At 64.6% G+C, this 20824-nt stretch carries 20 protein-coding genes; 5 read left to right on the top strand and 15 right to left on the bottom strand.

The genetic code is table 11. The annotated features are described in order from the left end of the window. Positions 1 to 284 precede the first annotated feature (284 nt). Both K0P03_RS22155 and K0P03_RS22150 read left to right on the top strand, forming a co-directional pair. Positions 285 to 485: a glutaredoxin family protein gene (locus tag K0P03_RS22155; protein WP_024270341.1), complete on the top strand. Its 201-nt coding sequence runs from the start codon at positions 285 to 287 to the stop codon at positions 483 to 485. Beyond that, positions 482 to 1513, top strand: a complete 1032-nt coding sequence (locus K0P03_RS22150; protein ID WP_024270340.1) for a 2Fe-2S iron-sulfur cluster-binding protein — start codon at positions 482 to 484, stop codon at positions 1511 to 1513. The genes K0P03_RS22155 and K0P03_RS22150 overlap by 4 nt, the downstream gene beginning before the upstream one ends. A 58-nt stretch (positions 1514 to 1571) precedes the next feature. Here the strand turns inward: K0P03_RS22150 and copM are convergent, their stop codons facing one another. Together copM and K0P03_RS22140 are read right to left on the bottom strand one after the other, a co-directional pair. Beyond that, entirely contained in the window at positions 1572 to 1889 is a 318-nt protein-coding gene (gene copM, locus K0P03_RS22145; RefSeq protein ID WP_439605453.1) for a CopM family metallochaperone, read from the bottom strand. An 89-nt stretch (positions 1890 to 1978) separates the two neighbouring features. Further along, the gene (locus K0P03_RS22140; RefSeq protein ID WP_023512868.1) at positions 1979 to 2173 is read right to left on the bottom strand and encodes a heavy-metal-associated domain-containing protein; all 195 of its coding nucleotides are present in this window, start codon (positions 2171 to 2173) and stop codon (positions 1979 to 1981) included. Between the two features lie 160 nt (positions 2174 to 2333). Here K0P03_RS22140 and K0P03_RS22135 point away from each other — a divergent pair, with 160 nt between their 5' ends. After that, a complete protein-coding gene (locus K0P03_RS22135; protein ID WP_272790682.1) occupies positions 2334 to 4829 on the top strand; it encodes a heavy metal translocating P-type ATPase in 2496 nt (831 codons plus the stop codon). A gap of 61 nt (positions 4830 to 4890) precedes the next feature. Next, complete coding sequence (cueR, locus tag K0P03_RS22130) at positions 4891 to 5340, top strand: Cu(I)-responsive transcriptional regulator (RefSeq protein ID WP_023512870.1); 450 nt, start codon at positions 4891 to 4893, stop codon at positions 5338 to 5340. A 171-nt stretch (positions 5341 to 5511) separates the two neighbouring features. Here cueR and K0P03_RS22125 read toward each other — a convergent pair whose 3' ends face one another. From K0P03_RS22125 to K0P03_RS22100, 6 genes are all read right to left on the bottom strand, one after another. Further along, the gene (locus K0P03_RS22125) at positions 5512 to 6297 is read right to left on the bottom strand and encodes an inositol monophosphatase family protein (RefSeq protein WP_023512871.1); all 786 of its coding nucleotides are present in this window, start codon (positions 6295 to 6297) and stop codon (positions 5512 to 5514) included. After that, entirely contained in the window at positions 6294 to 7265 is a 972-nt protein-coding gene (locus K0P03_RS22120; RefSeq protein ID WP_272790681.1) for a TIM barrel protein, read from the bottom strand. The genes K0P03_RS22125 and K0P03_RS22120 overlap by 4 nt, the downstream gene beginning before the upstream one ends. Positions 7266 to 7364: 99 nt before the next feature. After that, positions 7365 to 8423, bottom strand: coding sequence for an ABC transporter ATP-binding protein (locus tag K0P03_RS22115; RefSeq protein WP_272790680.1), 1059 nt, complete (start codon positions 8421 to 8423; stop codon positions 7365 to 7367). A gap of 2 nt (positions 8424 to 8425) precedes the next feature. Continuing rightward, complete coding sequence (locus tag K0P03_RS22110; RefSeq protein ID WP_272790679.1) at positions 8426 to 9214, bottom strand: ABC transporter permease; 789 nt, start codon at positions 9212 to 9214, stop codon at positions 8426 to 8428. Next, positions 9211 to 10095, bottom strand: a complete 885-nt coding sequence (locus tag K0P03_RS22105; protein WP_024270337.1) for an ABC transporter permease — start codon at positions 10093 to 10095, stop codon at positions 9211 to 9213. The genes K0P03_RS22110 and K0P03_RS22105 overlap by 4 nt, the downstream gene beginning before the upstream one ends. A 64-nt stretch (positions 10096 to 10159) precedes the next feature. Then, positions 10160 to 11278, bottom strand: a complete 1119-nt coding sequence (locus tag K0P03_RS22100; RefSeq protein WP_130519016.1) for an ABC transporter substrate-binding protein — start codon at positions 11276 to 11278, stop codon at positions 10160 to 10162. Positions 11279 to 11501: 223 nt separating this feature from the next. Here K0P03_RS22100 and pdxR point away from each other — a divergent pair, with 223 nt between their 5' ends. Continuing rightward, entirely contained in the window at positions 11502 to 12971 is a 1470-nt protein-coding gene (gene pdxR, locus K0P03_RS22095) for a MocR-like pyridoxine biosynthesis transcription factor PdxR (protein WP_272790678.1), read from the top strand. Positions 12972 to 13442: 471 nt separating this feature from the next. Here the strand turns inward: pdxR and hisN are convergent, their stop codons facing one another. From hisN to K0P03_RS22060, 7 genes are read right to left on the bottom strand one after another with little or no spacing between them, the layout of a single operon-like run. Beyond that, positions 13443 to 14216 carry a histidinol-phosphatase gene (gene hisN / locus K0P03_RS22090; RefSeq protein ID WP_024270334.1) on the bottom strand — a complete coding sequence of 258 codons (774 nt, stop codon included), beginning with the start codon at positions 14214 to 14216 and terminating at the stop codon, positions 13443 to 13445. Between the two features lie 13 nt (positions 14217 to 14229). After that, a complete protein-coding gene (locus K0P03_RS22085; protein ID WP_023517017.1) occupies positions 14230 to 15168 on the bottom strand; it encodes an LPS biosynthesis choline kinase in 939 nt (312 codons plus the stop codon). 12 nt (positions 15169 to 15180) lie between these two features. Next, complete coding sequence (locus K0P03_RS22080; protein ID WP_023517018.1) at positions 15181 to 16092, bottom strand: phosphotransferase; 912 nt, start codon at positions 16090 to 16092, stop codon at positions 15181 to 15183. Further along, entirely contained in the window at positions 16079 to 17347 is a 1269-nt protein-coding gene (locus tag K0P03_RS22075) for a Zn-dependent hydrolase (protein WP_023517019.1), read from the bottom strand. Before K0P03_RS22075 ends, K0P03_RS22080 begins: the two co-directional genes overlap by 14 nt. After that, on the bottom strand, positions 17340 to 18098 hold the full coding sequence (locus K0P03_RS22070) for a DeoR/GlpR family DNA-binding transcription regulator (RefSeq protein ID WP_023517020.1): 759 nt from the start codon (positions 18096 to 18098) through the stop codon (positions 17340 to 17342). Before K0P03_RS22070 ends, K0P03_RS22075 begins: the two co-directional genes overlap by 8 nt. Then, positions 18088 to 19911 carry a dipeptide ABC transporter ATP-binding protein gene (locus K0P03_RS22065; protein ID WP_272790677.1) on the bottom strand — a complete coding sequence of 608 codons (1824 nt, stop codon included), beginning with the start codon at positions 19909 to 19911 and terminating at the stop codon, positions 18088 to 18090. Before K0P03_RS22065 ends, K0P03_RS22070 begins: the two co-directional genes overlap by 11 nt. Beyond that, positions 19911 to 20819 (bottom strand): ABC transporter permease, encoded by a 909-nt coding sequence (locus K0P03_RS22060; RefSeq protein WP_272791093.1) that lies wholly within the window; start codon positions 20817 to 20819, stop codon positions 19911 to 19913. The genes K0P03_RS22065 and K0P03_RS22060 overlap by 1 nt, the downstream gene beginning before the upstream one ends. Positions 20820 to 20824: the final 5 nt, after the last annotated feature.

The raw sequence follows: 20824 nt of genomic DNA, 5'->3' as shown, positions 1-20824 counted from the left end.
GGCGGGGTGGTCAATCGTGATGGTGCGCGTGGTGGCCAGCTCCATGCCCCGCACCGCACGCCGTCTGGGAACACGAACATCAGCCCAGCCGAAAGCAGCTGCGCTGCGGCGTTCCGCACGCGGCCTGGCGATCCCAACTCGGAATTGTTCTTTCCGGCGCAAGAACCGTCTTGACCTTACAAGCGCTGGAAGCCGCAGCCTGACGGCAATCCTGTTCGACCCGACCGCCGTTCTGGTCGCCGGCCAGAGAGGAAACGACACCGTGTTTGAAGAAAGGCAAGAGCATGACGGAAAGCAGCACGCCGCATATCGTCCTCTATACAACCCCGGACTGTCCGGACTGCCATGCACTCAGGCTCTGGCTCTCCCACAATGGCGTTGCCTATGAGGAGCGCGATCTCACCGGCCGCAAGGGTGCCGACCCGGATGACGGGCCTTGCCCGGACGCATCGCCCTGTACCGGGCGAGCAAGGAACGACCAATGACAGCCAGAACCGTCGATATCCGCCAGGCGCGGGGCCGTCTTGACGTAGAGGACGGACAGACCATTCTCGGTGCCGCACTCGCCGCCGGCATTTCCTATCCGCACGGCTGCAAGTCCGGCCGCTGCGGTTCCTGCAAGTCACGCCTGATCGAGGGGACGGTGGAGCTGCTCCCGCATTCCCGTTTTGCGCTCACCGACGAAGAGAAGGCCGATGGCCTGATCCTCGCGTGTCGCGCGCTGCCGCTGGCCGACGCCGCTGTCGCCTGGCTGGGCAGCGACGATGACGTCGAGCCTTCCCGACACCTGCAGGCAACCGTGACAGGCCTCGATGATCTTACGCATGATATAAAGCGGGTCCGGATCGTGCCTGCGGACGGCTCTTCCCTGTCGTTCACCGCAGGTCAGTACGCACAGCTCGGTTTCACCGGCATGCCTTCGCGCAGCTACTCCATGGCCAACCGTCCCGGACAGAGCAGCCTCGAATTCCACATCCGCCGCGTTCCGGGCGGCGTCACGTCGGAGCATGTGCACAGCAGACTGAAGCCGGGAGACCCGGTAACGCTCGAATGCCCGCTGGGTTCGTCCTACCTGCGCCAGCATCATTCCAACCCGATCTTGTGCATCGCGGGCGGCTCTGGACTTGCGCCGGTCAATTCGATCGTTGAAACCGCCCTCGCCCACGGCATGAAGCAGCCAATTCATGTCTATTTCGGTGCACGAAGCGAGCGCGACCTCTATCTTCTCGACCACCTCGACGCCCTCGTCAGGCGACACGGCAATCTTACCTTCACAGCCGTACTGTCGGAGGCGCATTCGGCACGATACCGGCACGGCTTCGTGACCCGCGCCGTCGCCGAGGACTTTTCCAACCTTGATGGCTGGAAGACCTATGTCGCAGGCCCGCCGCCGATGGTCGATGCCGCAATGGCGGTGGCGTTTGCCCGCGGACTGCGCCGTGAAGATATGCACGCCGACGTCTTCTTTACGCCGGAAACGCAGACGGACGCAGTGCTCCAGCCGGTAAAATGAGATAAACCGCCGTCACCTGTCATTCATGACAGGTGACGGCGGTTCGACGATGTTCCGATCACTTGCCGCGTGCGGCAAGCCATGCCTTCATCATGGCGATTTCGCCTTCCTGGGCCTTGATGACCTCCTCGGCGAGTTTGCGGACCTCGGGATCCTTGCCGTATTCGAGCGCGACCTTCGCCATATCGATCGCACCCTGGTGGTGCGGGATCATGCCGCGCATGAAGTCAACATCGGCATCCCCGGTGTAGTCCGCCATCATGCCCTTCATCATGGCGTCCATGGCCATCGTATAGGCCTTCGTCGACGGACTGTCCGCGGCCGGCATCTCCATGCCGGACATATCGTGCCCCTGCATGGCATCGCCCGTCTTCATCTGGCTTTGGGCGATCGCAAGGCCTGCGCTGATGGCAAGGGCGCCTGCGATGAAGATCGGCGTGAGCTTGTTCATGATACTGCTCCTGTTCAGCCCGCAGTTGCCGGATATCCGGCCTCTTCGAGAACCTGCTGAAGGGTCGCGAGGTTTGCACTCGTCTCGATCTTGACGCTGCGCGCAGCAGGGTCGGTCTCGACCCTGGCATTCGGATCGACGGACTGGATTGCCCGGGTGACGGATTTGGCGCAGCCGCCGCAGGTCATGCTCTCGATCTTGAGTTCCATGAGAAATCTCCTTTGTTGGGTCTCATGCCACTCAAGGTGGGGCTTCCAACGATAGGAAGGTCAAGGGCGTCGATCTGAAAAATCTGCTATTGACCTTCCCATCGCTGGAAGCCCCATCTTCCATCCGAACCTGATTTTCGGAACGAGAAAGGAGGCGGCTATGAATGCCCCCGTTCGAACAACAGATCTGTCCGGGACGCTATCGATACCGATCGAGGGGATGACCTGCGCGTCCTGCGTCGGCCGGGTCGAAAAGGCCCTCAAGGCGGTCCCCGGGGTTGCCGACGCGGTTGTCAATCTGGCGACCGAAAAGGCGAGCGTCACCACCAGCCTGCCGGTCGATCATGCAAGGCTGGTCGGCGCAGTCGAGAAAGCCGGCTATACGGTTCCGGCGAGCTTCTCCACGCCGGCCGCAGCATCACTTGAGGTGGCGATCGAGGGCATGACCTGCGCATCCTGCGTGGGGCGGGTCGAAAAGGCAATCAAGGCCATTCCCGGCGTCACCAATGCCGTCGTCAACCTTGCGACCGAGAAGGCGACCGTTCAGGGAACAGCCGCTGCAACGGCCATCGTGGCAGCAATTGAAAACGCCGGCTACGACGCCAAACTGATCGCGGCGGCAACCGAGGCAGAAACGGAGGACCATGCCGAAAAAAAAGAAGCGGAACGCCGTGAGCTGGCGCGCGACTTCACCATCGCGGCAATTCTGACGGCACCGGTCTTCATCCTGGAAATGGGATCGCACCTCATACCGGGCGCCCATGAGCTGATTGCCGCGACGATCGGCATGCAGAACAGCTGGTATCTCCAGTTCGTCCTCACCACGCTGGTGCTGTTCGTGCCGGGTATCCGCTTCTATGACAAGGGATTGCCCGCCCTCTGGCGCCTTGCGCCCGACATGAACTCGCTGGTCGCCGTCGGCTCGCTTGCCGCCTATGGCTATTCGCTGGTCGCGACCTTCGCCCCGGCCTTCCTGCCGGCAGAAACGGTCAACGTCTATTTCGAGGCGGCCGCGGTCATCGTGACCCTGATCCTGCTCGGAAGGCTGCTTGAAGCCCGGGCCAAGGGGCGCACATCCGAGGCGATCAAGCGCCTTGTCGGCCTCCAGGCGAAGATGGCGCGTGTGCGCAGAAACGGCAAGACGGTGGAACTGCCGATCGACACGGTCGCATCCGGCGATATCGTCGAGGTTCGCCCCGGCGAGCGCGTGCCAGTCGATGGCGAGGTCGTCGAGGGGGAAAGCTACGTCGACGAATCGATGATCACCGGCGAACCGATCCCGGTTTTCAAGACGAACGGCAGTCCGGTCGTGGCGGGGACCGTGAACCAGAAGGGCGCCTTCGCAATCCGCGCCACGGCGGTTGGCGGCAACACGGTGCTTTCGCAGATCATCCGCATGGTCGAAGAGGCACAGGGCTCCAAGCTGCCGATCCAGGCGATCGTCGACAAGGTGACCATGTGGTTCGTGCCGGCGGTCTTCGCTGTCGCCGCCCTCACCTTCGCCGCGTGGTTCTATTTCGGCCCGTCGCCCGCCCTCACCTTCGCGCTGGTCAATGCCGTCGCCGTCCTGATCATCGCCTGCCCCTGCGCGATGGGCCTGGCGACGCCGACCTCGATCATGGTGGGGACCGGCCGCGGAGCCGAGCTCGGCGTGCTTTTCCGCAAGGGCGAGGCGCTTCAGTTGCTGAAGGACGCAACCGTCGTCGCCGTCGACAAGACTGGCACGCTGACCGAGGGAAAGCCGGCTCTCACCGATCTGGAACTGGCCGTCGGCTTCGTGCGGGCGGATGTTCTCGGACTGGTCGCCGCCGTGGAAGCAAAATCGGAGCATCCGATCGCCCGTGCGATCGTGGATGCAGCTGCGGCGGAAAATATCGTTCTCCCCGTCATGACGGGCTTTGAATCCGTAACGGGTTTCGGCGTGAGGGCCACGGTCGACGGCAGGCCCGTCGAGGTCGGCGCCGACCGGTACATGGTCGAGCTCGGTCATGATGTTGCGGCGTTCTCCGGCATTGCCGAACGTCTCGGCAATGAGGGCAAATCACCGCTCTATGCCGCAATCGACGGCAGGCTGGCGGCAATCATTGCTGTCGCCGACCCGATCAAAGAGACGACACCCGCTGCCATCAAGGCCCTGCACGATCTCGGCCTCAAGGTCGCGATGATCACCGGCGACAACGCGCGCACCGCCAAGGCCATCGCGGCGCGTCTGGGGATCGACGAGGTCGTGGCCGAAGTGCTGCCCGACGGCAAGGTCACCGCGGTTCGCCGTCTCAAGGCCGAGCATGGGAAGGTCGCCTTCGTCGGAGACGGCATCAACGATGCTCCGGCCCTGGCCGAAGCGGATGTCGGCCTTGCCATCGGCACGGGCACGGACATTGCCATCGAGGCGGCCGACGTGGTGCTGATGTCGGGCAGCCTGCAGGGTGTACCGAACGCCATCGCCCTTTCCAAGGCGACAATCGGCAACATCCGGCAGAACCTGTTCTGGGCTTTCGCCTACAACACGGCCCTGATCCCGGTTGCCGCCGGCCTGCTCTATCCGGCCTACGGCATTCTGCTGTCGCCTGTCTTCGCTGCCGGCGCCATGGCCCTGTCGAGCGTCTTCGTGCTTGGCAACGCCCTCCGGCTCAAGACCTTCACGGCCCCACGCTGACGAAAACCGACGACCGGTCCCATGTGAAGGATCGGTCGTCGTCGTTTACGGGAGAAAATGCATGAACATTGGACAAGCTTCCAAGGCATCGGGTGTCTCGGCCAAGATGATCCGCTACTACGAGCAGACCGGCCTCATCCCTGCGGCCGGCCGCCGGGCTTCCGGCTACCGCGATTACTCGGACAATGACGTGCATATGCTGCGCTTCATCCGACGTTCGCGCGACCTCGGTTTCTCCGTGGCCGAGATCGGCGATCTTCTCGGCCTGTGGCGGGACGAGACACGGCAGAGCGCCGAGGTGAAACGCCTCGCACAAGGCCATATCGACGAATTGGAGAAGAAGATCGCGGACCTGCAGGACATGGCCCAGACGCTCAAGGTGCTGGTCAACGCCTGCCACGGCGACCACCGCCCGCACTGCCCGATCCTCCAGCGCCTCGAAACAGACCGGGAAGGCGAGGACTTTTCCGTTCGCCGGCGTTCGGGCGCCATTGCACGCAACACGCAGTAGGGGCGACAAGGGCCGCTTGCGGAGACCATCTCGAAGCGGCCCTCCTTATGCGGACAAAGTGTTCTCATCCGGATGAAGCGTGGTTGCCGAACCGCGCGATCAGCTGCGCAGCATTCGAGCGACCCGACACGATTGCTTTCGGTAGCCGCCGGATGCCAAATCCTGTGATCACTATCGAGACAGGATATCCAATGCCGCCCGGTGGATTTCCTCATTGGCCGCCATCAACACAGTGCTGTATCGAGACGCGTCGGCAAGTGGCCGCCCCTCCCAATCGGTCACGACCCCGCCCGCCGCCTTTATGATGGGCAGCTGCGGAAGGATGTCATAGTCGAAGACGTTGCTTTCGACGAGAAGGTCGATCCCGCCGAGGGCCAGGAGGCCGGCGGCGTAACAATCGTGTGAAAAGCGACTGAAGCGGACCCTTGCCGCAAGGGCTTCGAAACGCTCGCGACCCGCACAGCCGAACTGCTCGGGGGCAGACGTGTAGAGGATCGCTTCCTCGAGCCGCGTTCTGTCGAGGGTGCGGATCGGCTCACCGTTGAGTGTGGCCACGGCGTCCACACCAAGCCAGCGTTCGCCGGTGATCGGCTGGTTGATCAGGCCAAGAACAGGCTTGCCCCGGTGAAGCAGTGCAACCTGCGTGCCGAAGGCGAACGAGCCAGAGAGGAAAGATTTCGTCCCGTCGATCGGGTCGAGCACCCAAACCCAATCCGCATCGGCCCGGCAGATACCGAATTCCTCGCCTCTTATGCCGTGCTCGGGACATTCCGCCTCGATCATCCGACGCATGACCGTTTCCGCATCGCGGTCGGCGATGGTGACGGGGCTGGCATCGGCCTTCGCATCGACGGCGATCCGCCTGCGGAACCAGGGACGGATCGCTTCTGCAGCGGCGTCCGCCATCGCATGGGCAAGCGCCAGGAAGGCTGGCGGGCAGGTGGTCTGGGCGTTCATCCCTCGGTCCTTTCGGCTTCCTGCGCGATATCGTCGAGCATGGTACGGATCGTCTTTATCTGCCGGTGGGCGGCGGCTGTCTCGCGGACGAGACGCGCCGCAAGATCCCCCGGCCCAAGATCGGTGAAGCTCGCCGTCCGGGCGGGAATGAAGGGGTCCGGCCCATCGGAAGGCCGGCGCAGTGCCGGGGCGAAATACCCCTCCTCCTCCTCCAGGCCGAAGGCGAGGACCTGCGGGCGATCCTTGCCGAGCAGGAGCAGATCCACGAACATCGCCTGCATCGGCAGATGCCCCGCGCCCGACACGCAGGCCAGATGCGCCCAGCCACCGCGGTCAGGCTTGACCAGGCAATCCTTGACATGAACCTCGGTGATCTCTGGCGCCTGGATTGCGAGCGCCGCCATCGGCAGCTCGAAGGCATTGATCATGTTGCCGAAATCGAAAAGCAGGCTGAGGCGCGGATTGGCGACAGCACCAATGATTTGGACGAGTTCTTGCGATTTCAAATCCTCATGCTGCTCCAGCGTATAACGCAGCCGGCTTGCCGGATCGAAAGCCGCGAGACGCCGGAGATCGGCAATCGTCCAGGCGATGATCTGCGACACCCGTCCCTCGTAGCGCGGATAGCAGCGCAGGGAAGTCGCACCCGTGGCAAGCGCGATACGCACAGCATCGGCAAGGCCGCTCTCCTCTGTCGTGCTGGTCTCGACATGGAGTTCCAGCGCGCGGGCCTTCAGGTGCCTGGCGAAGGTGGCGAGCGCGTCGTCATCCATGCGGGCGAGGCTGGCCTGTTCCCCATCATCGACATGCAGCTTGAGACCGGGAAGGCGATGCGCCGCGGCAAAGTCCGCAAGGTGCAGCGGCGTCATGCCGCCGAAGCGCATGTTGAGGTGAAAGGCATAGGCATGGGCAAAGAGCGGAGCAGAGCGCGCCCGCATGGCAAGCCGGGCGCGACATGCCGATGGCATCGCGGCCACCTTTTTCCGCCAGTCCGGACGTGTTTCGTCGCCCCATGGCATTTCCGTCACGATGACGTTCCCTCCGCAAGGATCGTTGTGCTCCATACTTCAGGCCGCCAGCACCAGAAGATCGCGATCCGAGATGCTGACCTTAACGAGCGCACCCACGGCCGGCGGCGGCCGGTCCGGCTGGTTGAACATATCAAGGGAGACCAGCTGGCCCCCGACGTCCACGCGGACACGGATCACCGAACCGAGGAAATGCACCTCGGCAATGCAGCCGGAAAGCACGATACCGTGTCCCTCGGCGTGCCCGAGCGCCACTGTCTCCGGCCGCAGCGCCAGGCGGATGCGCTCACCGTTACAGGCGGACAACGACCGGTTCAGCACGACGGGCACGTCGCCAATGCGCACCCTGCCGCTCGCAGCCTCGACCACATCGGCATCGACGAGATTGAGCGTGCCGACGAACTCCGCCACGAACCGCGTCGTCGGGCGGTTGTAGATGTCGAAAGGCGTGCCAACCTGATCGGCAATGCCCTGATGCATGACGACGATGCGGTCCGATATGGAGAGCGCTTCCTCTTGGTCATGCGTGACGAAGATGGTGGTGATGCCGAGATCCTGCTGGATACGGCGGATTTCTTCTCGCAGGCTGACACGGATCTTTGCGTCAAGCGCCGAGAGCGGCTCGTCGAGCAGCAGCACCTGCGGGCTCGGTGCCAGCGCACGGGCAAGCGCCACGCGTTGCTGCTGGCCACCGGAGAGTTGGTAGGGGTAGCGGTCGCCGAGCCGCGGCAATCCGATCAACTCCAGCATTTCGCCGACGCGCCGTGCGATCGCCGCCTTGTCTTCTCCCGCCACCTTGAGGCCGAAGCCGATATTGTCGGCAACGGTCAGGTTGGGAAAGAGGGCATAGGCCTGGAAGACCATGCCGATCTTGCGCCGGTTGGCCGGAAGGCCCGTGACGTCGCGCCCGTCGATGCGGATTGCGCCCGATGTCGGCGTCTCGAAGCCGGCGACCATGCGCAGCACCGTCGTCTTGCCGCAGCCGGAAGGGCCGAGGAAGGAGACGAATTCGCCCTTTTCGATGCCGAGGGTGAAGTCTTTCACGACGTGCAGTGCGCCGAAAGACTTTTTCAGGTGGTGAATGTCGAGAAAGGCCATGGTCAGCGCCTCGCGGTGGAAAATTTGGAAAAGCGGGTAACGAGTTGGATCAGCCCCATACAGGCCCAGGTGATGGCGAAGGCGACGACGGCGAGCGCGGAAGGCTCGTAGGCCCGGTTGCCGCCCATCCAGACCATGTAGGGGCCGAAGGTGTTGACGTTCAGCAGCGCTGCGAAGACGTATTCGCCGATGACGATCGCGAAGGTCAGGAAAGCGCCCGACAGCACCGAGACGAAAACGTTCGGCAGGATGACGACGGCAAGGATGCGCGCCCAGCCGGACCCGAGCGACTGCGCCGCCTCGGTGAGGCTGGCGATGTCGATGGTGCGCAGGCCCGTGTCGACCGAGCGGTACATGTAGGGCAGCGCCAGCGTCGCATAGCCGAAGAGCAACAGCAGGTTGGTACCCCACCAAGTTCCCGTCAACGGCAGGATCGAGGAGGTGTTGTAGATGCGGATGTAGCCAAAGACGATGACGATGGGCGGAATGACCAGCGGCAGGAGCGTGATGAACTCGATGACGGGCCGAAGGCCGGGAAGCCTGAGCCGTACGAAATAGGCCGTCGGCACAACCAGCAGAATGCCGAGCACGATGGTCAGCAGGGCCAGCACGACCGAATAGAGGAAGGTCTGCTGGAACTGCGGGTCGGAAAGCACGATCCGATAGGCTTCCAAGCTGTATTCGCCGCGCTTCATGCGCATCGAGAAATCGACCATGCCGGCGAGCGGCAGCAGGAAATAGACGCCGCCAAGTACAACGGCAATCAAAGACCAGAAGCGTTTTCCCGTCATTTGACCCACCGTTCGGCACGCATGCGCAAGAGGATGTAGATGCCGTTGGCGATCGCGGTGAGCAGGATCATCCCGAAGGCAATGGCATAGCCGAGATGCGGATCGTTGAGCACGTCGCCACGGATCTGCGCAAAGAGCACGATGGGCGCGATGGACAACGAGGAACCGGTGAGCGCGATGGCGGTGGCGACCGCACCGAAGGCATTGGCGAAGAGCAGCGCGAGCGTGCCGAGCAGCGACGGCCACAGCACCGGCAGCGCCACCATCCGCCAGTACTGCGCACCGGTCGCCCCGAGGCTTTCGGCCGCCTCGCGCCATTCGCGGCGCAGGCCCTCCAGCGCGGGCGTGATGATCAGCACCATCAGTGGGATCTGGAAATAGAGATACGTCAGTGCCAGCCCGAGGAACGAAACGATGTTGAAGCCGGAGCCGTAGAGATTGATGCCGAACCAGTTGCGCAGCAGCATCGTCACGAAGCCGAGGCGGCCGAGCGTGGCGATGAAGGCGAAGGCAAGCGGCACGCCGGCGAAGTTCGAAGCGACGCCCGAAAAGGTGAGAATGCCGTTGCGAAGCCAGCGCGGCAGGTCACCGAGCGTGATGGCAGCGGCAACAAGGAAGCCGAAAAGGCAGCCCAGCGCCGCCGTCAGCAGGCTGAGTTCGATGGAGATCCAGAAGGCCGACCGGATGGAAGGCGACAGGAGCTTGCCGAGATTGTCCAGCGTCACGTGCCCTTCAGGATTGCGGAAGGCGCCGATGACGATGTTAAGCGTCGGCAGGATCAGGAACAGTGTGGCGAAGAGGAAGAACGGGGCAACCCCGAGCCAGTTGAGAAGCTGCCGCGGCCGCAAGGCCGCCGGCAGAGAAGCGGCGCTTGTCGTCATCGGATTGTTTCCTGGGAACAGTGGGTCCGAAGGCTCTGCGGGAAGCCTCCGGACAGGCACGGACTTACTTCACGTTGGCGCCGACCACCTTGTCCCAGCCTTCGACAATGGCGCTCTTGTTGGCATCGAGCGCCTCGACGGTCGGGAAGATCGCCTTTTCATAGGCTTCTGCCGGCGGCAGCTTGTCGAGCAGGTCCTGCGGGAATTTTCCGGCCTTCAGCATGGCGTTGAAGCGTGCCGGGTGACAGTAGCCCTTCAGCCAACCGGTCTGGCCCTCGTCAGAATAAAGATATTCCATCCAGAGCTTTGCCGCATTCGGATGCGGTGCATAGGCCGAGATCGCCTGTACGTAGACACCAGCGACCACACCGGTGGCCGGCACGATGACATCCATCGGCGGATTGCCGTTCAGCGCGTCCCGCCAGGAGAGCAGGTTGTAGTCCCAGGCGGCGATGATCGGCGTCTGGCCCTGGGCGATGGTGCCGGCCTTGCCGAGAACCGGCACGAAATTGCCGGCCTTGTTCAGCTCCGCGAAGAGTTCCAGACCTTTGGCTCCGGAATCGGCGCCCGGCTGCGCACCGCGCGAAATGCCCGCCGACATCAGCGCCAGAATCGCCTGCGCCGAGGAGCGTGGGTCGCCGGTGAGGGCGACGGAACCGGAATATTCCGGCTTGGTGAGGTCGGCCCAGTCGGCCGGTGGGGTCTGGATCAGGTCCTTGTTGATGCCGAAGGCCATGACGCCGTAGTAGTCGCCATACCAATAGCCATCCGCATCCTTGATGTTGTCGGGGATTTCGTCCCAGGTCGCCACCTTGTAGGGCTGCAGCAGGCCTTCCTTCGTAGCGGCGGGCGCAAAGGCAAGGCCGAGATCGACGACATCCGGCGCCTGCGAGCCCGTATTGCCCTTGTTGGAACGGATCGCCTCCAGCTCGTCGGCCGTGCCAGCATCGGGGTTCAGTTCGTTGACGGTGATGCCGGGATATTTCGCCTTGAAACCTTCGATAACCTCGCCGTAGTTGCACCAGTCGTGCGGCAGGGCAATGACCGTCAACATGCCTTCCTTCGTGGCAGCATCGACGAGATCCTGCGGCGCCTCTGCACGGGCAAGGCCCGGCAGCGCGGCGGCAATGGCAAGCGTGGAAACGAAAGCCGAGCGGGCGGCATGGGATAGGCGCGTCGTCATGAAGTCCTCCTGTTTGCCGTCTGCGACGGCTGGTGAGCATTGGCTGCCGGTCGGCATCTGCATCCGGCCGCGATCACGGTCCGGGCATTCCGGTTCCCCCGCACTCTGTCTGCGTCCTTCGGGGCTGCATCGGTGCGTTTCGTGTAGGCAGAGCATGTAACAATTGGACAACAATCAAACGTCCATTATTGTGCATTCAACTGTACCAATTTGGAGGTTAGCCTTGGCCAAGCAGCTCGAAGGTCCGATCCTGCCCTTCCTTCGTCTGGACACCGGCATCGCCCTGCCGAAATTCCGGCAGGTACAGGACCAGCTGCGCACGGCCATCCTGCAGGGGCACCTGCGTGCCGGCACGCGCCTGCCGGCAAGCCGCATCCTTGCCGAGGAGCTCGGCCTGTCGCGTCAGACCCTCGTGCGGGTGCTGGAGAACCTGAAGGCCGAGGGATATCTGGAGGCGCGGCAAGGGGCCGGCACCTTTGTCTCAGCCGCCCTGCCGCGCCGACCGGCAAAAGCGCGGTTTGCGGAGACCGGGGACGACGTACCGCCGAGGCTGTCGCGGATCGGCGTCCTGTCGCACGGGGTTTCGGCAGAGATCGGCCGCGTGGAGCCAAAACCGTTCCTGCCCAACCAGCCGGCGCTCGACCGGTTTCCGTTCGCCATCTGGCGTAAATGCTGGAATACGGTTGTCCGCGGCGGCAGGGCGGGCATGGGTTATGGCGATGTCGCGGGAGAACTGGTCCTGCGTCAGCGGATCGCTGAGTATCTCGCCTTGCACCGGCGCGATCCATGTGACCCGGAGCAGATCGTCATCACGCCCGGCGGGCACGCCGCCTTCACGCTCGCCGTACTGGCATTGGCCGATCCCGGCGACGGTATCTGGTTCGAAGACCCCGGCCCCGTCACCACCTCAAACCTCTTGCGCACACTTGGCCTCAACCTCTGCCTTGCCGATGTCGATGCCGACGGCATGGATGTCGCGGACGCCATGGTGCGTTATCCCGACGCACGGCTCGCCTTCGTCATGCCCTCGCGCCATCACCCGCTCGGCGTTACGCTTTCCCTGCCCCGCCGCCTCGCTCTTCTTGAATGGGCACGGGCAAACGAGGCTTGGATCATCGAAGACGATTACGACAGCGAGTTCCGCTACGATGGCGCACCGCTGCCTTCGATGCGCTCCATAGACAGCCACGGAAGGGTGATCTACGCGGGCAGTTTCAGCAAGGCGCTCTATCCCGGTATCCGTGTCGGCTATCTCGTCTTGCCGCCGGCGCTGGTTGGAACCTTCCGCAATCTTTCGGGCCTGATCCATCGCAGCGTGCCTGTCGAGACGCAGCTCGCTCTCGCAGAGTTCATCGGTGGCGGCCATTTCGCGAGCCACCTGCGCCGTATGCGCAGCCTCTATGCCGAGCGCCGCAACGCGTTTTTCGATGCCGGACGAACAGCCCTTGCCGGGCTTGCCGCTATCGATTGTTCCGACAGCGGACTGAATGCTCTGGTTTGGCTCGCGAACGGGCGCGAAGACCGGGCCGCGCAGCACGCCGTACTGGAGGCCGGCCTGCAATGCTACCCGCTTTCAGACTACACTATCGCGACCACGCGCCCCGGCGCCCTGATCCTTGGCTACGCCAACGTGCCGGCGGAACGGATGAAAACCTATTCCCACGTTCTTGCTGAGGCCCTGTCCCGGCCGTGACACCGTGCGATGCTACGAGCGAGTACTATGACGTCGAAGAGGCAAAGGTGGAGGGCATATCGTCTTCGGCCGCTATTGCCGGCCCACTATACGTTGTCTTCGGCCGCATCGAACCCCGGACAGCTCCACCTTGCAAAGGCGAGGCGCACCACGCGCTGAAAGGGGGCATGAGAGATCGGGCATGAAGTGAGACTTGCGAATATCGTCAATGGGTTATCCTTCGCAAGGAGGTCGCAGCAAAGCGTGCCTGCTCCCATATTGCTCTCGACGAGCGACACAAGATCGTACCCTTCGAATGGCCTACAGCGTGTAAGGCGGCACGCGTGCCCCGCGATATCAGGATCCACTACGAAGCTCGCCTTGCGCCGTCAGACCCCTCACCGGAGCTTAAGGCCCGCTCTTCTTGCAAAAAAGAACCGGTGCCAGAGGCACCGGTCAAACCACAGAGGAAGGATCACTCTGCAGGGGAACTTATGCCGAGTTCAGGATATCCAGCGCTGCAGCGTGCAGCCCGGCCGAGGCGGCGGCGATGATGGCGCCACCCTTTTCTGCCGGTCCACCCGTCCAATCGCTCACAACGCCGCCGGCCTGCTCGATGATCGGGATGAGGGCGACAATGTCGTAGGGTTGCAGGCCCGCCTCCACCACAAGGTCGATCCCTCCGGCGGCGAGCATGCAATAGGCATAACAATCCGTGCCGTAGCGCGACAGGCAGACCTGCCGTTCCAGCCGTTCGAAGGCGGCCCTCTGCCGAGGTTCGAAGATCGCGGGCGTGGTGGTGCAGAGCGTCGCCTCAGCGAGGCTTTTGGTAGCACGCGTGGAAAGCCGGGCCTTGCCGTGCGGTCCCTCATAGTGCGCGCCTTGCCCAGTGGCGTAAAACAGTTCGCCGATGAAGGGTTGCACCATCACGCCGGCGATGGCGTCGCCATGGTCCGTCAGGCCGACAAGCGTGCCCCAGAGCGGGATGCCGGAAATGAAGGAGCGCGTCCCGTCGATCGGATCGATCACCCAGACATGCCGGTTGTCCGCACCCTCCGCGCCAAATTCCTCGCCGAGAATGCCGTGGTCCGGAAATTCGGCACGGATCAGCGCGCGGATCGCCTTTTCCGTTTCGCGGTCAGCCTCCGTCACGGGGTCGAAACCGCCCGCCAGCTTGTTGGCGACGAGGCCCGGCTGGCGGAAGCGCGGCAGGGTTTCCCGCGCGGCGACCGCGGCGATCCGGTGCATGAAATCGGCGGAAATCATCGTGTCCCCTTCCTCAGACGGCCTTCAGCCATTCCGGCCAGCGTGGATCGCTCATCACGAAACGCGCCCGCATATGCTTCCAGGAACCGTATTTGAAGAAATCGAAATCGAGGCGGGAGATCCGGTTCTGCACCATGGCCCAGGTCGACCACTTGAGATCGACCAGCGCCTTGAACAGCGAGACCCGCGCGAAAAGCGCCGGATCGAGGCGACCGTAATAGGCCTCGATCATCTCCGCCTCCACCTCGGGCGAAAAACACATTTCGCCGAACCACAGGGCCAGTTCGGCGGCCCGGTCGTTGGTCGAGGCATATTCGAAATCGACCAGCAGGACGCGCTGGTCGGCATGCAGCAAAAAGTTGCCGGCGAGCGTGTCGTTCATGCAAGGGGCAAGATCGAGGCCGGAAGCCTCCAAAGCCTGCCGCGCCTCGCGATAGCGCGCATTGAGCCAGCCGAAATCGCCGGGGAATTCGCCGCCGAGCGCAAGGGCCTGCTCGAAATGCTCGTCAATCATGTCGAAGGTCGTCTTGCGCTGGGCGAGCGGCGCGCTGTCGTTGAAGGCCTTCAGCGCACGAAGGCCATTCGAGCGCACGACCGGATCGAGGAAATCGGCATTGGTGGAGGTGCGCAGCCCCTCGACGAATTCGCTGACCTCGACGCCGGTTTCCGGAAAGAAATCGATGATGCGCGCGCCGACGCCGGCGGCATGCGCCTTGCGGCCCGCCTCGTTCGCCGTCCGGCGGTCGATGAACATTTCCGTGCCTTCGCCGGGAATCTTGACGAAGAAACTGTGCGGTGCGCCGCTGACAAACACCTGCCAGTTCGGATTGCTGATGCCGCCCGGCACCGGCTCGTAGGAAACCGTCCGGTCCCGCCAGTCCGCGACGGCGAGGATCGCCGTTTCGATCGCCCGTTCCGCCGACGATGTGCCTTCACCCAAGCTGCGCCGCATCGGCTCCCCCCGTCAAACCTGTTTCAGCCATGTTTCGAAGCGCGGTCCCTCGATCACGGTGCGCGCCCGCAAAAGCCGCCATTCGGCATATTTGAAGAACTCCACCTGTTTCCGCGGCGAGCGAGCGGCGCTGATGAAACCCCAGAGCGCCCACATCAGGTCATCCGCCGCGCCATAGAGGCGGGCGCGGGCGAGCACCTGCGCATCCGGCCTTCCGGTCGCGATCTCGATCGCCAGCAGCGCCTCGCCGTCGAAGGGCAGCAGTTCGGCGAGCACGGTGCCAAGATCGTGCGCGGGATCGGCCTGGCGCGCCCATTCGAAATCGACCAGCCGGATGGTATTTCCAGGCCCCACCATGACATTCGACGACACGCCGTCGGCATGGCAGGGCACGGTATCGACACCGGCAGCGGCGATCGCGGCGGCGACACGCTCGACCGCCGCCAAGACGGTGCGGACCGGCGCGGGCAGGATGACACCGCCTGCCAGTTCTCGATAGGCGGCGACGAGATCGAAAACGCTGCGCGTCTCCTCAAGCGGCGCTGCCTTCTGAAAGGCACGTTTTGCGGCGAGCAGGTTTTCGAGAACCGCGGGACGGCGCAGCACATCCATATGCCCCCAGGCCCATTCCTCGCCGAGCGCCTCGAAGACGAGAACGCCGCGAGCGGGATCGGCATGCAGCAGCCGGGGCGCGATGCCGAGGTCGCCAGCTTTGCGGCTCGCCTCCGCAACATGCTCCAGCGCGATGAAATCGGCCATGTCCGCGTGCCGGTGCTTGACGAAGACCGGCGGCCGGCCCGGCGCCGTGGCAAAGGTGCAGATATTCTCGACCGCCCGGTGAATGGGCGAGACGACGCCGCCGATCGGCGGGGAAAACGTTGCGCCGGAAAGGCCGGCAGCGGCGAGCGCCTCATCGTTCAGCATGAAAATCCCCCTCGGCAAGGCGGCGCAGGACGGCGGTCAGCACAGCGAGGCCGGCCTCGACATCCTCAGGATGGGTCAACTCTTCCGGATGGTGCGCGATACCGTCGACGCTTGGAACGAAGATCAGAGCGGACGGAACGCCGCTGTTTTGCAGCGCCACGGCGTCGTGCCCCGCCACCGAACGCAGGGTCAGCGGCTCGAAACCGCAGGCGCGCGCCGCCTCCCGGGTGATCGCCATCAGCCCGATGTCCATGCCGGCCGGTTCCCGCAGCGTATCGGCAATGATTTCCAGCCGTGTGCCCGTCTCGGCCGCGGCCTTTTCGAAGGCCGCGAGGGCCGCCTGCCCGGCCCTATCAAGTTCGGCGACATCGAGACCGCGCAACTCGAACCAGACGGTGGCGCGCTCCACCACCACGTTCGGCGAGTTCGGCTCGATGACGAGGCGCGCGGCGGAACGGTGGAGATGGGGATGGCTTGCGGCGATGAGCGCTTCGAAGGCGGCAATGCCCTGCGCGGCGGCGAGAAGCGCATCGCGCCGGTCCGCCATCGGCGTCGGGCCGGTATGGGCGGCGCGGCCGATCCAGCGGACCGTCATCTTGCGGGCGGCCCAGGTGCCCTCGATAACACCGATGCGGCGGCCGGCCGCCGTCAGGATGCGGCCCTGTTCGACATGCAGTTCGACATAGGCTTTTGGACGGGGCGGAACGCCTCCCGTTTCGCCGTCGATGCCGATCGCGGCGAGCGCATCGCTGAGCGTGATGCCGACACCATCTGTGAGGGCAAGCGCTTCACGCAGCGGCAGAGCACCGGAGAAGACGCCGCTGCCGGTGAGGCTCGGCTGGTAGCGCGCGCCCTCCTCGTTCGTCCAGTTGACGACGGCGAGGTTGTGGCGCGGGCGGAAACGGTCGGCCTGCACTTCGGTATGGAGATCAAGTGCTGCGCTACCGGCAGCGAGCACGCCGAGCGTGCCGTCGAAGCGGCCACCGCGCGGCTGCGTGTCGAGGTGCGAGCCGGCAAAAATCCACGCGGCGTTTTCGCCCGCCCAGTCGAAACAGGCAAACTGGTTGCCCACCGCATCCTGCGCCAGGCGCGCGCCGCCGCGGGCCATCCAGTCGGCAAAGATCGCGCGGGCCGCGCCATCCTCGGCGCTCGCCGCAAGCCGCGTCACGCCTTCACCCGCGCGTGCACCGACGGCGGATATGTGATCGAAGATCGCCGTCAGGCTGGCGGCGGTTTTTTGCGCGGCGCTATCCATGGATGACCTCCAGCTCTTCCGCCTCCAAAGCGCGGGCAATCGTGTCCGGCGGGCGTCGGTCGGTGACGAGCGTTTGGACACGGGCGAAGGGGGCGGTGATGACGTTGCCGACCTTGCCGAACTTCGAATGGTCCGACAGCATGACGCTGTGCGAGGTTTGCTTCAGCAGCACCTGGCGGATGCGCGCCTCGTCCTCCTCGTAATCCATGAAACCGTAATCCGCATTGATGGCGCCGGCGCCCATGAAGACCATGTCGAAATGGAACTGCTGGATGTAGGAGATGGTGTCGTAGCCGACGAGATCCTGCTCCACCGGGCGCATGCTGCCCGGCGTCATCTGCACATGCACGCCAAAATGCTCGCAGGCCGCCTGCGCGATGCGCAGCGAATTGGTGTAGAGCCGGAGCTTCTTGAAGCCGACGAGGCGGCGGGCGAGCGCCAACGTCGTCGTGCCCGTGTCGAGGAAGATGACGCAATCGTCGTTGATGAGGCTGCGCGCCAGACCCGCCACCTCGTCCTTTTCGAGGGCGTTGAGCTTGATCCGCTCGGTGATCGGCGTATCGGCGGTGCGGCCCGCGGGAATGGCGCCGCCATGCACCCGCCGCACGGCGCCCTCGGCCTCCAGATCCTTCAGGTCGCGCCGGATGGTTTCGCCGGAAACGCCGAATTCCGCCGAAAGCTCGAGCACGCTGACGCGCTGGTCGCGGTCGAGGCGCTCCAGGATGACCTCCTTGCGGATCTCACTCGACATGCACGGTTTCCTCCTCATGCGGCGCCTCGTGCCGGTGCAGGCAGGCGGCGTAGTTTTCGCCGGCCAGCGCGAGCAGCGGCGGATCGGTTTTCTGGCAGTCGTCTTGCGCGCGCGGGCAGCGCGAGCGGAACGAACAGCCGAGGGGCAGGTCGATGGGGCTCGGCGGCTCGCCGTCGAGCAGGTAGCGGGGACGCGGGAAACGGTTGTGCTCCAGCGTCGGCATGGCGCTCAGGAGCGCCCGCGTATAGGGGTGGTGCGGGTGTTCGAAGAGAGTCGTATTGTCAGCCAATTCCACGATGCGCCCGAGATACATGACGGCGATACGGTGGCACATCCGGCGTACGAGCGCGAGATCGTGCGAGATGAACACATAGGAAAATCCGTGGCTCGCCTGGAGCCGGTTGAAGAGGTCGAGAAGCTCGGCCTGCTCCACCTGGTCGAGCGCAGACAGCGTCTCGTCGAGGATGAGCAGGCGCGGTTTCAACACCAGCGCGCGGGCGATGTTGATGCGCTGGCGCTGGCCGGCGCTGAGGCCGACCGGCAGCCGGTCGGCAAGTTCGAGGTCGAGCCCCACCTCGGCCATCGCCTCCTGCGCCCGCCGCGCCGCCTCCGCCCGGCCGACGCCGTGGATCAGCAGCGGCTCCTCGATCATGCGCTGGAGCGGCATGCCCGACGGCAGCGAGCCGTAGGGGTCCTGCAACAGGAGCTGGAAGGAGCGCCGCATCTCCGTCAGCGAGCGGGCGGAGAGATGCGAAAGGTCCTTGCCGAGGAAGGCGATGCGGCCGCTGTCCGGCTGTTCCAGCCAGGCGAGAAGCCGCGTCAGGGTGGATTTGCCGCAGCCGCTTTCGCCGACGATGCCAAACTTCTCGCCGGCCTTCACGGTGAAGGAGACGTCGCGCACCGCCTTCACCTCGTTATAGGCGTTGAACGAGCCGCGCCGGCGCACGAGATAGGTGCGCATGACGTTGTCGACCGTCAGCACCGCCTCGCCCTGCCGCGAGGCCGGCGCCGCCACATCCTTCCAGATCGGCGGAATGCGTGAGATGAGGGTGCGCGTGTAGGATTGCCGGGGGCTCGCGGCCAGCTCCGCCGTGCGCCCCTCCTCGACGATGCGGCCGCGCTGCATGACCAGCGTGCGCTCGGCGATCTGTGCCACGACAGGCAGCGAGGAGGAGATGAAGAGGAAGGCGGTGTCGAGGTTTTGCCGCAGGCCGTCGATGAGGCGGATGATCTGTGCGGCGACGGTCACGTCGAGCGGCTGGGTGATGTTGTCGGCGATGACGAGCGCGGGATCGGAGATCAGCGCATCGACGATCATGACGCGCTGCATCATGCCGCCGGAGAACTGGAACGGCGCCTCGTGGAACCGCGCCCCCGGCGAGGGGATGCGCACGCGGCCGAAGAGGTCGAGCACCTTTTCCCGTGCCTCCGCCCGGCCGGTCCCGGGCCGCACAGAGCGCAGCTTTTCGACGATCTGCTGGCCGATCGGCAGGCGCGGATCGAGCGAGCCCATCGGATTGGCGCCGATAAAGCCGATGCGGTTGCCGCGGATGGCCGAAAGGCCGCGCGGCGGAAGGGCGAGGATATCCTTGCCCTCGAAGACGACCGTGCCGGCGGTGATTTCCAGCGGCGGCGACACCGCCCGCACCAGCGCCCGGGCGAGCACCGACTTGCCGGAGCCCGCCTCGCCGACGAGGCCGAGCACCTCGCCCGGCTCCAGCGAAAAGCTGACGTCGTCGACGATGCGCCGGTTGCGACCTTCGCGCTGGAGATCGACGCTGAGATGGGAGACGGCGAGAATGGGGTCGGTCATCAGGCCTCTCCTCGCAGAACCGCGTTGCGGGCACGCTCCAGGGCGGAGCCCATCAGGTTGAGGCAGGTGAGCGAAACCAGCATGAAGAGCCCCGGCATGGTGGCGATCCACCAGGCGTTCAGCAGGTATTTCCGCGCGTCGGCGATGACATTGCCGAAGGTCGGCGTCGGCGGCTGCACGCCGAGGCCGAGGAAGCCGAGGATGGATTCGAAGATCATCATGCGGGCGATATCGAGCACCGCGACGAAAGCGATCGGCGGCAGCACGACGGGCGCGACGAAGAGCAGCATGATCCTGAGATCCGAGGCGCCGAGCACCCGTTCGCCGAGCACGTAGCCGCGGTTGCGCTCGCCGAGCGCCACCGAGCGGGCGACGCGGGCATAGAGCGGCCAGCCGGAAAGGCCGAGCACGAGGATGATCGCCGGCACTGTCGGACGCGAGACGCCCAAAATGGTGATGGCGAGGATGATCATGGGGATCGAGAGCTGCGCATCGGTGAGGCGCATGATGATGGCATCCGCCCAGCCGCCGCGAAAGCCGGCGTAGAGGCCGAGGCTGCACCCGACGACGAACATCAGGACAACGGTGGTGACGCCAATGAGCAGCGAGTAACGCAGGCCGACGAGACAGCGCATCAGCACGTCGCGGCCGAGCTGGTCGGTGCCGAGCACATAGGGCCATTGCCAGCCCTCCGACGGGAACGGCGGCAGCAGCTTGGAGCCGTAGGCGATCTTGACCGGATCGATCGGGCTCACCAGCGGCAGCAGGATGGCAAGGCCAATCAGCAGGCCGAAGCCGACAAGGCCGATGCGGAAATCCGTGCGCGCGGCGGCGATCTGCAGCATGCGGCGGGTGGGAGTGGTGCCGCGTTTGGCGAGAGGGCGCACAGCGGCGCTTTGCTGGACGATATCGG

The organism is Shinella sp. HY16 (assembly GCF_028534175.1).
Classification (GTDB): Bacteria; Pseudomonadota; Alphaproteobacteria; order Rhizobiales; family Rhizobiaceae; genus Shinella.
This window is presented reverse-complemented; position numbering and strand designations above follow the sequence as displayed.

Bases quoted from the DNA above. Each gene is read 5' to 3' on its own strand.
- K0P03_RS22155 (WP_024270341.1), top strand. From the start codon at position 285: ATGACGGAAAGCAGCACGCCGCATATCGTCCTCTATACAACCCCGGAC.
- K0P03_RS22150 (WP_024270340.1), top strand. From the start codon at position 482: ATGACAGCCAGAACCGTCGATATCCGCCAGGCGCGGGGCCGTCTTGAC.
- copM (WP_439605453.1), bottom strand. From the start codon at position 1,889: ATGAAGACGGGCGATGCCATGCAGGGGCACGATATGTCCGGCATGGAG.
- K0P03_RS22140 (WP_023512868.1), bottom strand. From the start codon at position 2,173: ATGGAACTCAAGATCGAGAGCATGACCTGCGGCGGCTGCGCCAAATCC.
- K0P03_RS22135 (WP_272790682.1), top strand. From the start codon at position 2,334: ATGAATGCCCCCGTTCGAACAACAGATCTGTCCGGGACGCTATCGATA.
- cueR (WP_023512870.1), top strand. From the start codon at position 4,891: ATGAACATTGGACAAGCTTCCAAGGCATCGGGTGTCTCGGCCAAGATG.
- K0P03_RS22125 (WP_023512871.1), bottom strand. From the start codon at position 6,297: ATGAACGCCCAGACCACCTGCCCGCCAGCCTTCCTGGCGCTTGCCCAT.
- K0P03_RS22120 (WP_272790681.1), bottom strand. From the start codon at position 7,265: ATGCCATCGGCATGTCGCGCCCGGCTTGCCATGCGGGCGCGCTCTGCT.
- K0P03_RS22115 (WP_272790680.1), bottom strand. From the start codon at position 8,423: ATGGCCTTTCTCGACATTCACCACCTGAAAAAGTCTTTCGGCGCACTG.
- K0P03_RS22110 (WP_272790679.1), bottom strand. From the start codon at position 9,214: ATGACGGGAAAACGCTTCTGGTCTTTGATTGCCGTTGTACTTGGCGGC.
- K0P03_RS22105 (WP_024270337.1), bottom strand. From the start codon at position 10,095: ATGACGACAAGCGCCGCTTCTCTGCCGGCGGCCTTGCGGCCGCGGCAG.
- K0P03_RS22100 (WP_130519016.1), bottom strand. From the start codon at position 11,278: ATGACGACGCGCCTATCCCATGCCGCCCGCTCGGCTTTCGTTTCCACG.
- hisN (WP_024270334.1), bottom strand. From the start codon at position 14,216: ATGATTTCCGCCGATTTCATGCACCGGATCGCCGCGGTCGCCGCGCGG.
- K0P03_RS22085 (WP_023517017.1), bottom strand. From the start codon at position 15,168: ATGCGGCGCAGCTTGGGTGAAGGCACATCGTCGGCGGAACGGGCGATC.
- K0P03_RS22080 (WP_023517018.1), bottom strand. From the start codon at position 16,092: ATGCTGAACGATGAGGCGCTCGCCGCTGCCGGCCTTTCCGGCGCAACG.
- K0P03_RS22075 (WP_023517019.1), bottom strand. From the start codon at position 17,347: ATGGATAGCGCCGCGCAAAAAACCGCCGCCAGCCTGACGGCGATCTTC.
- K0P03_RS22070 (WP_023517020.1), bottom strand. From the start codon at position 18,098: ATGTCGAGTGAGATCCGCAAGGAGGTCATCCTGGAGCGCCTCGACCGC.
- K0P03_RS22065 (WP_272790677.1), bottom strand. From the start codon at position 19,911: ATGACCGACCCCATTCTCGCCGTCTCCCATCTCAGCGTCGATCTCCAG.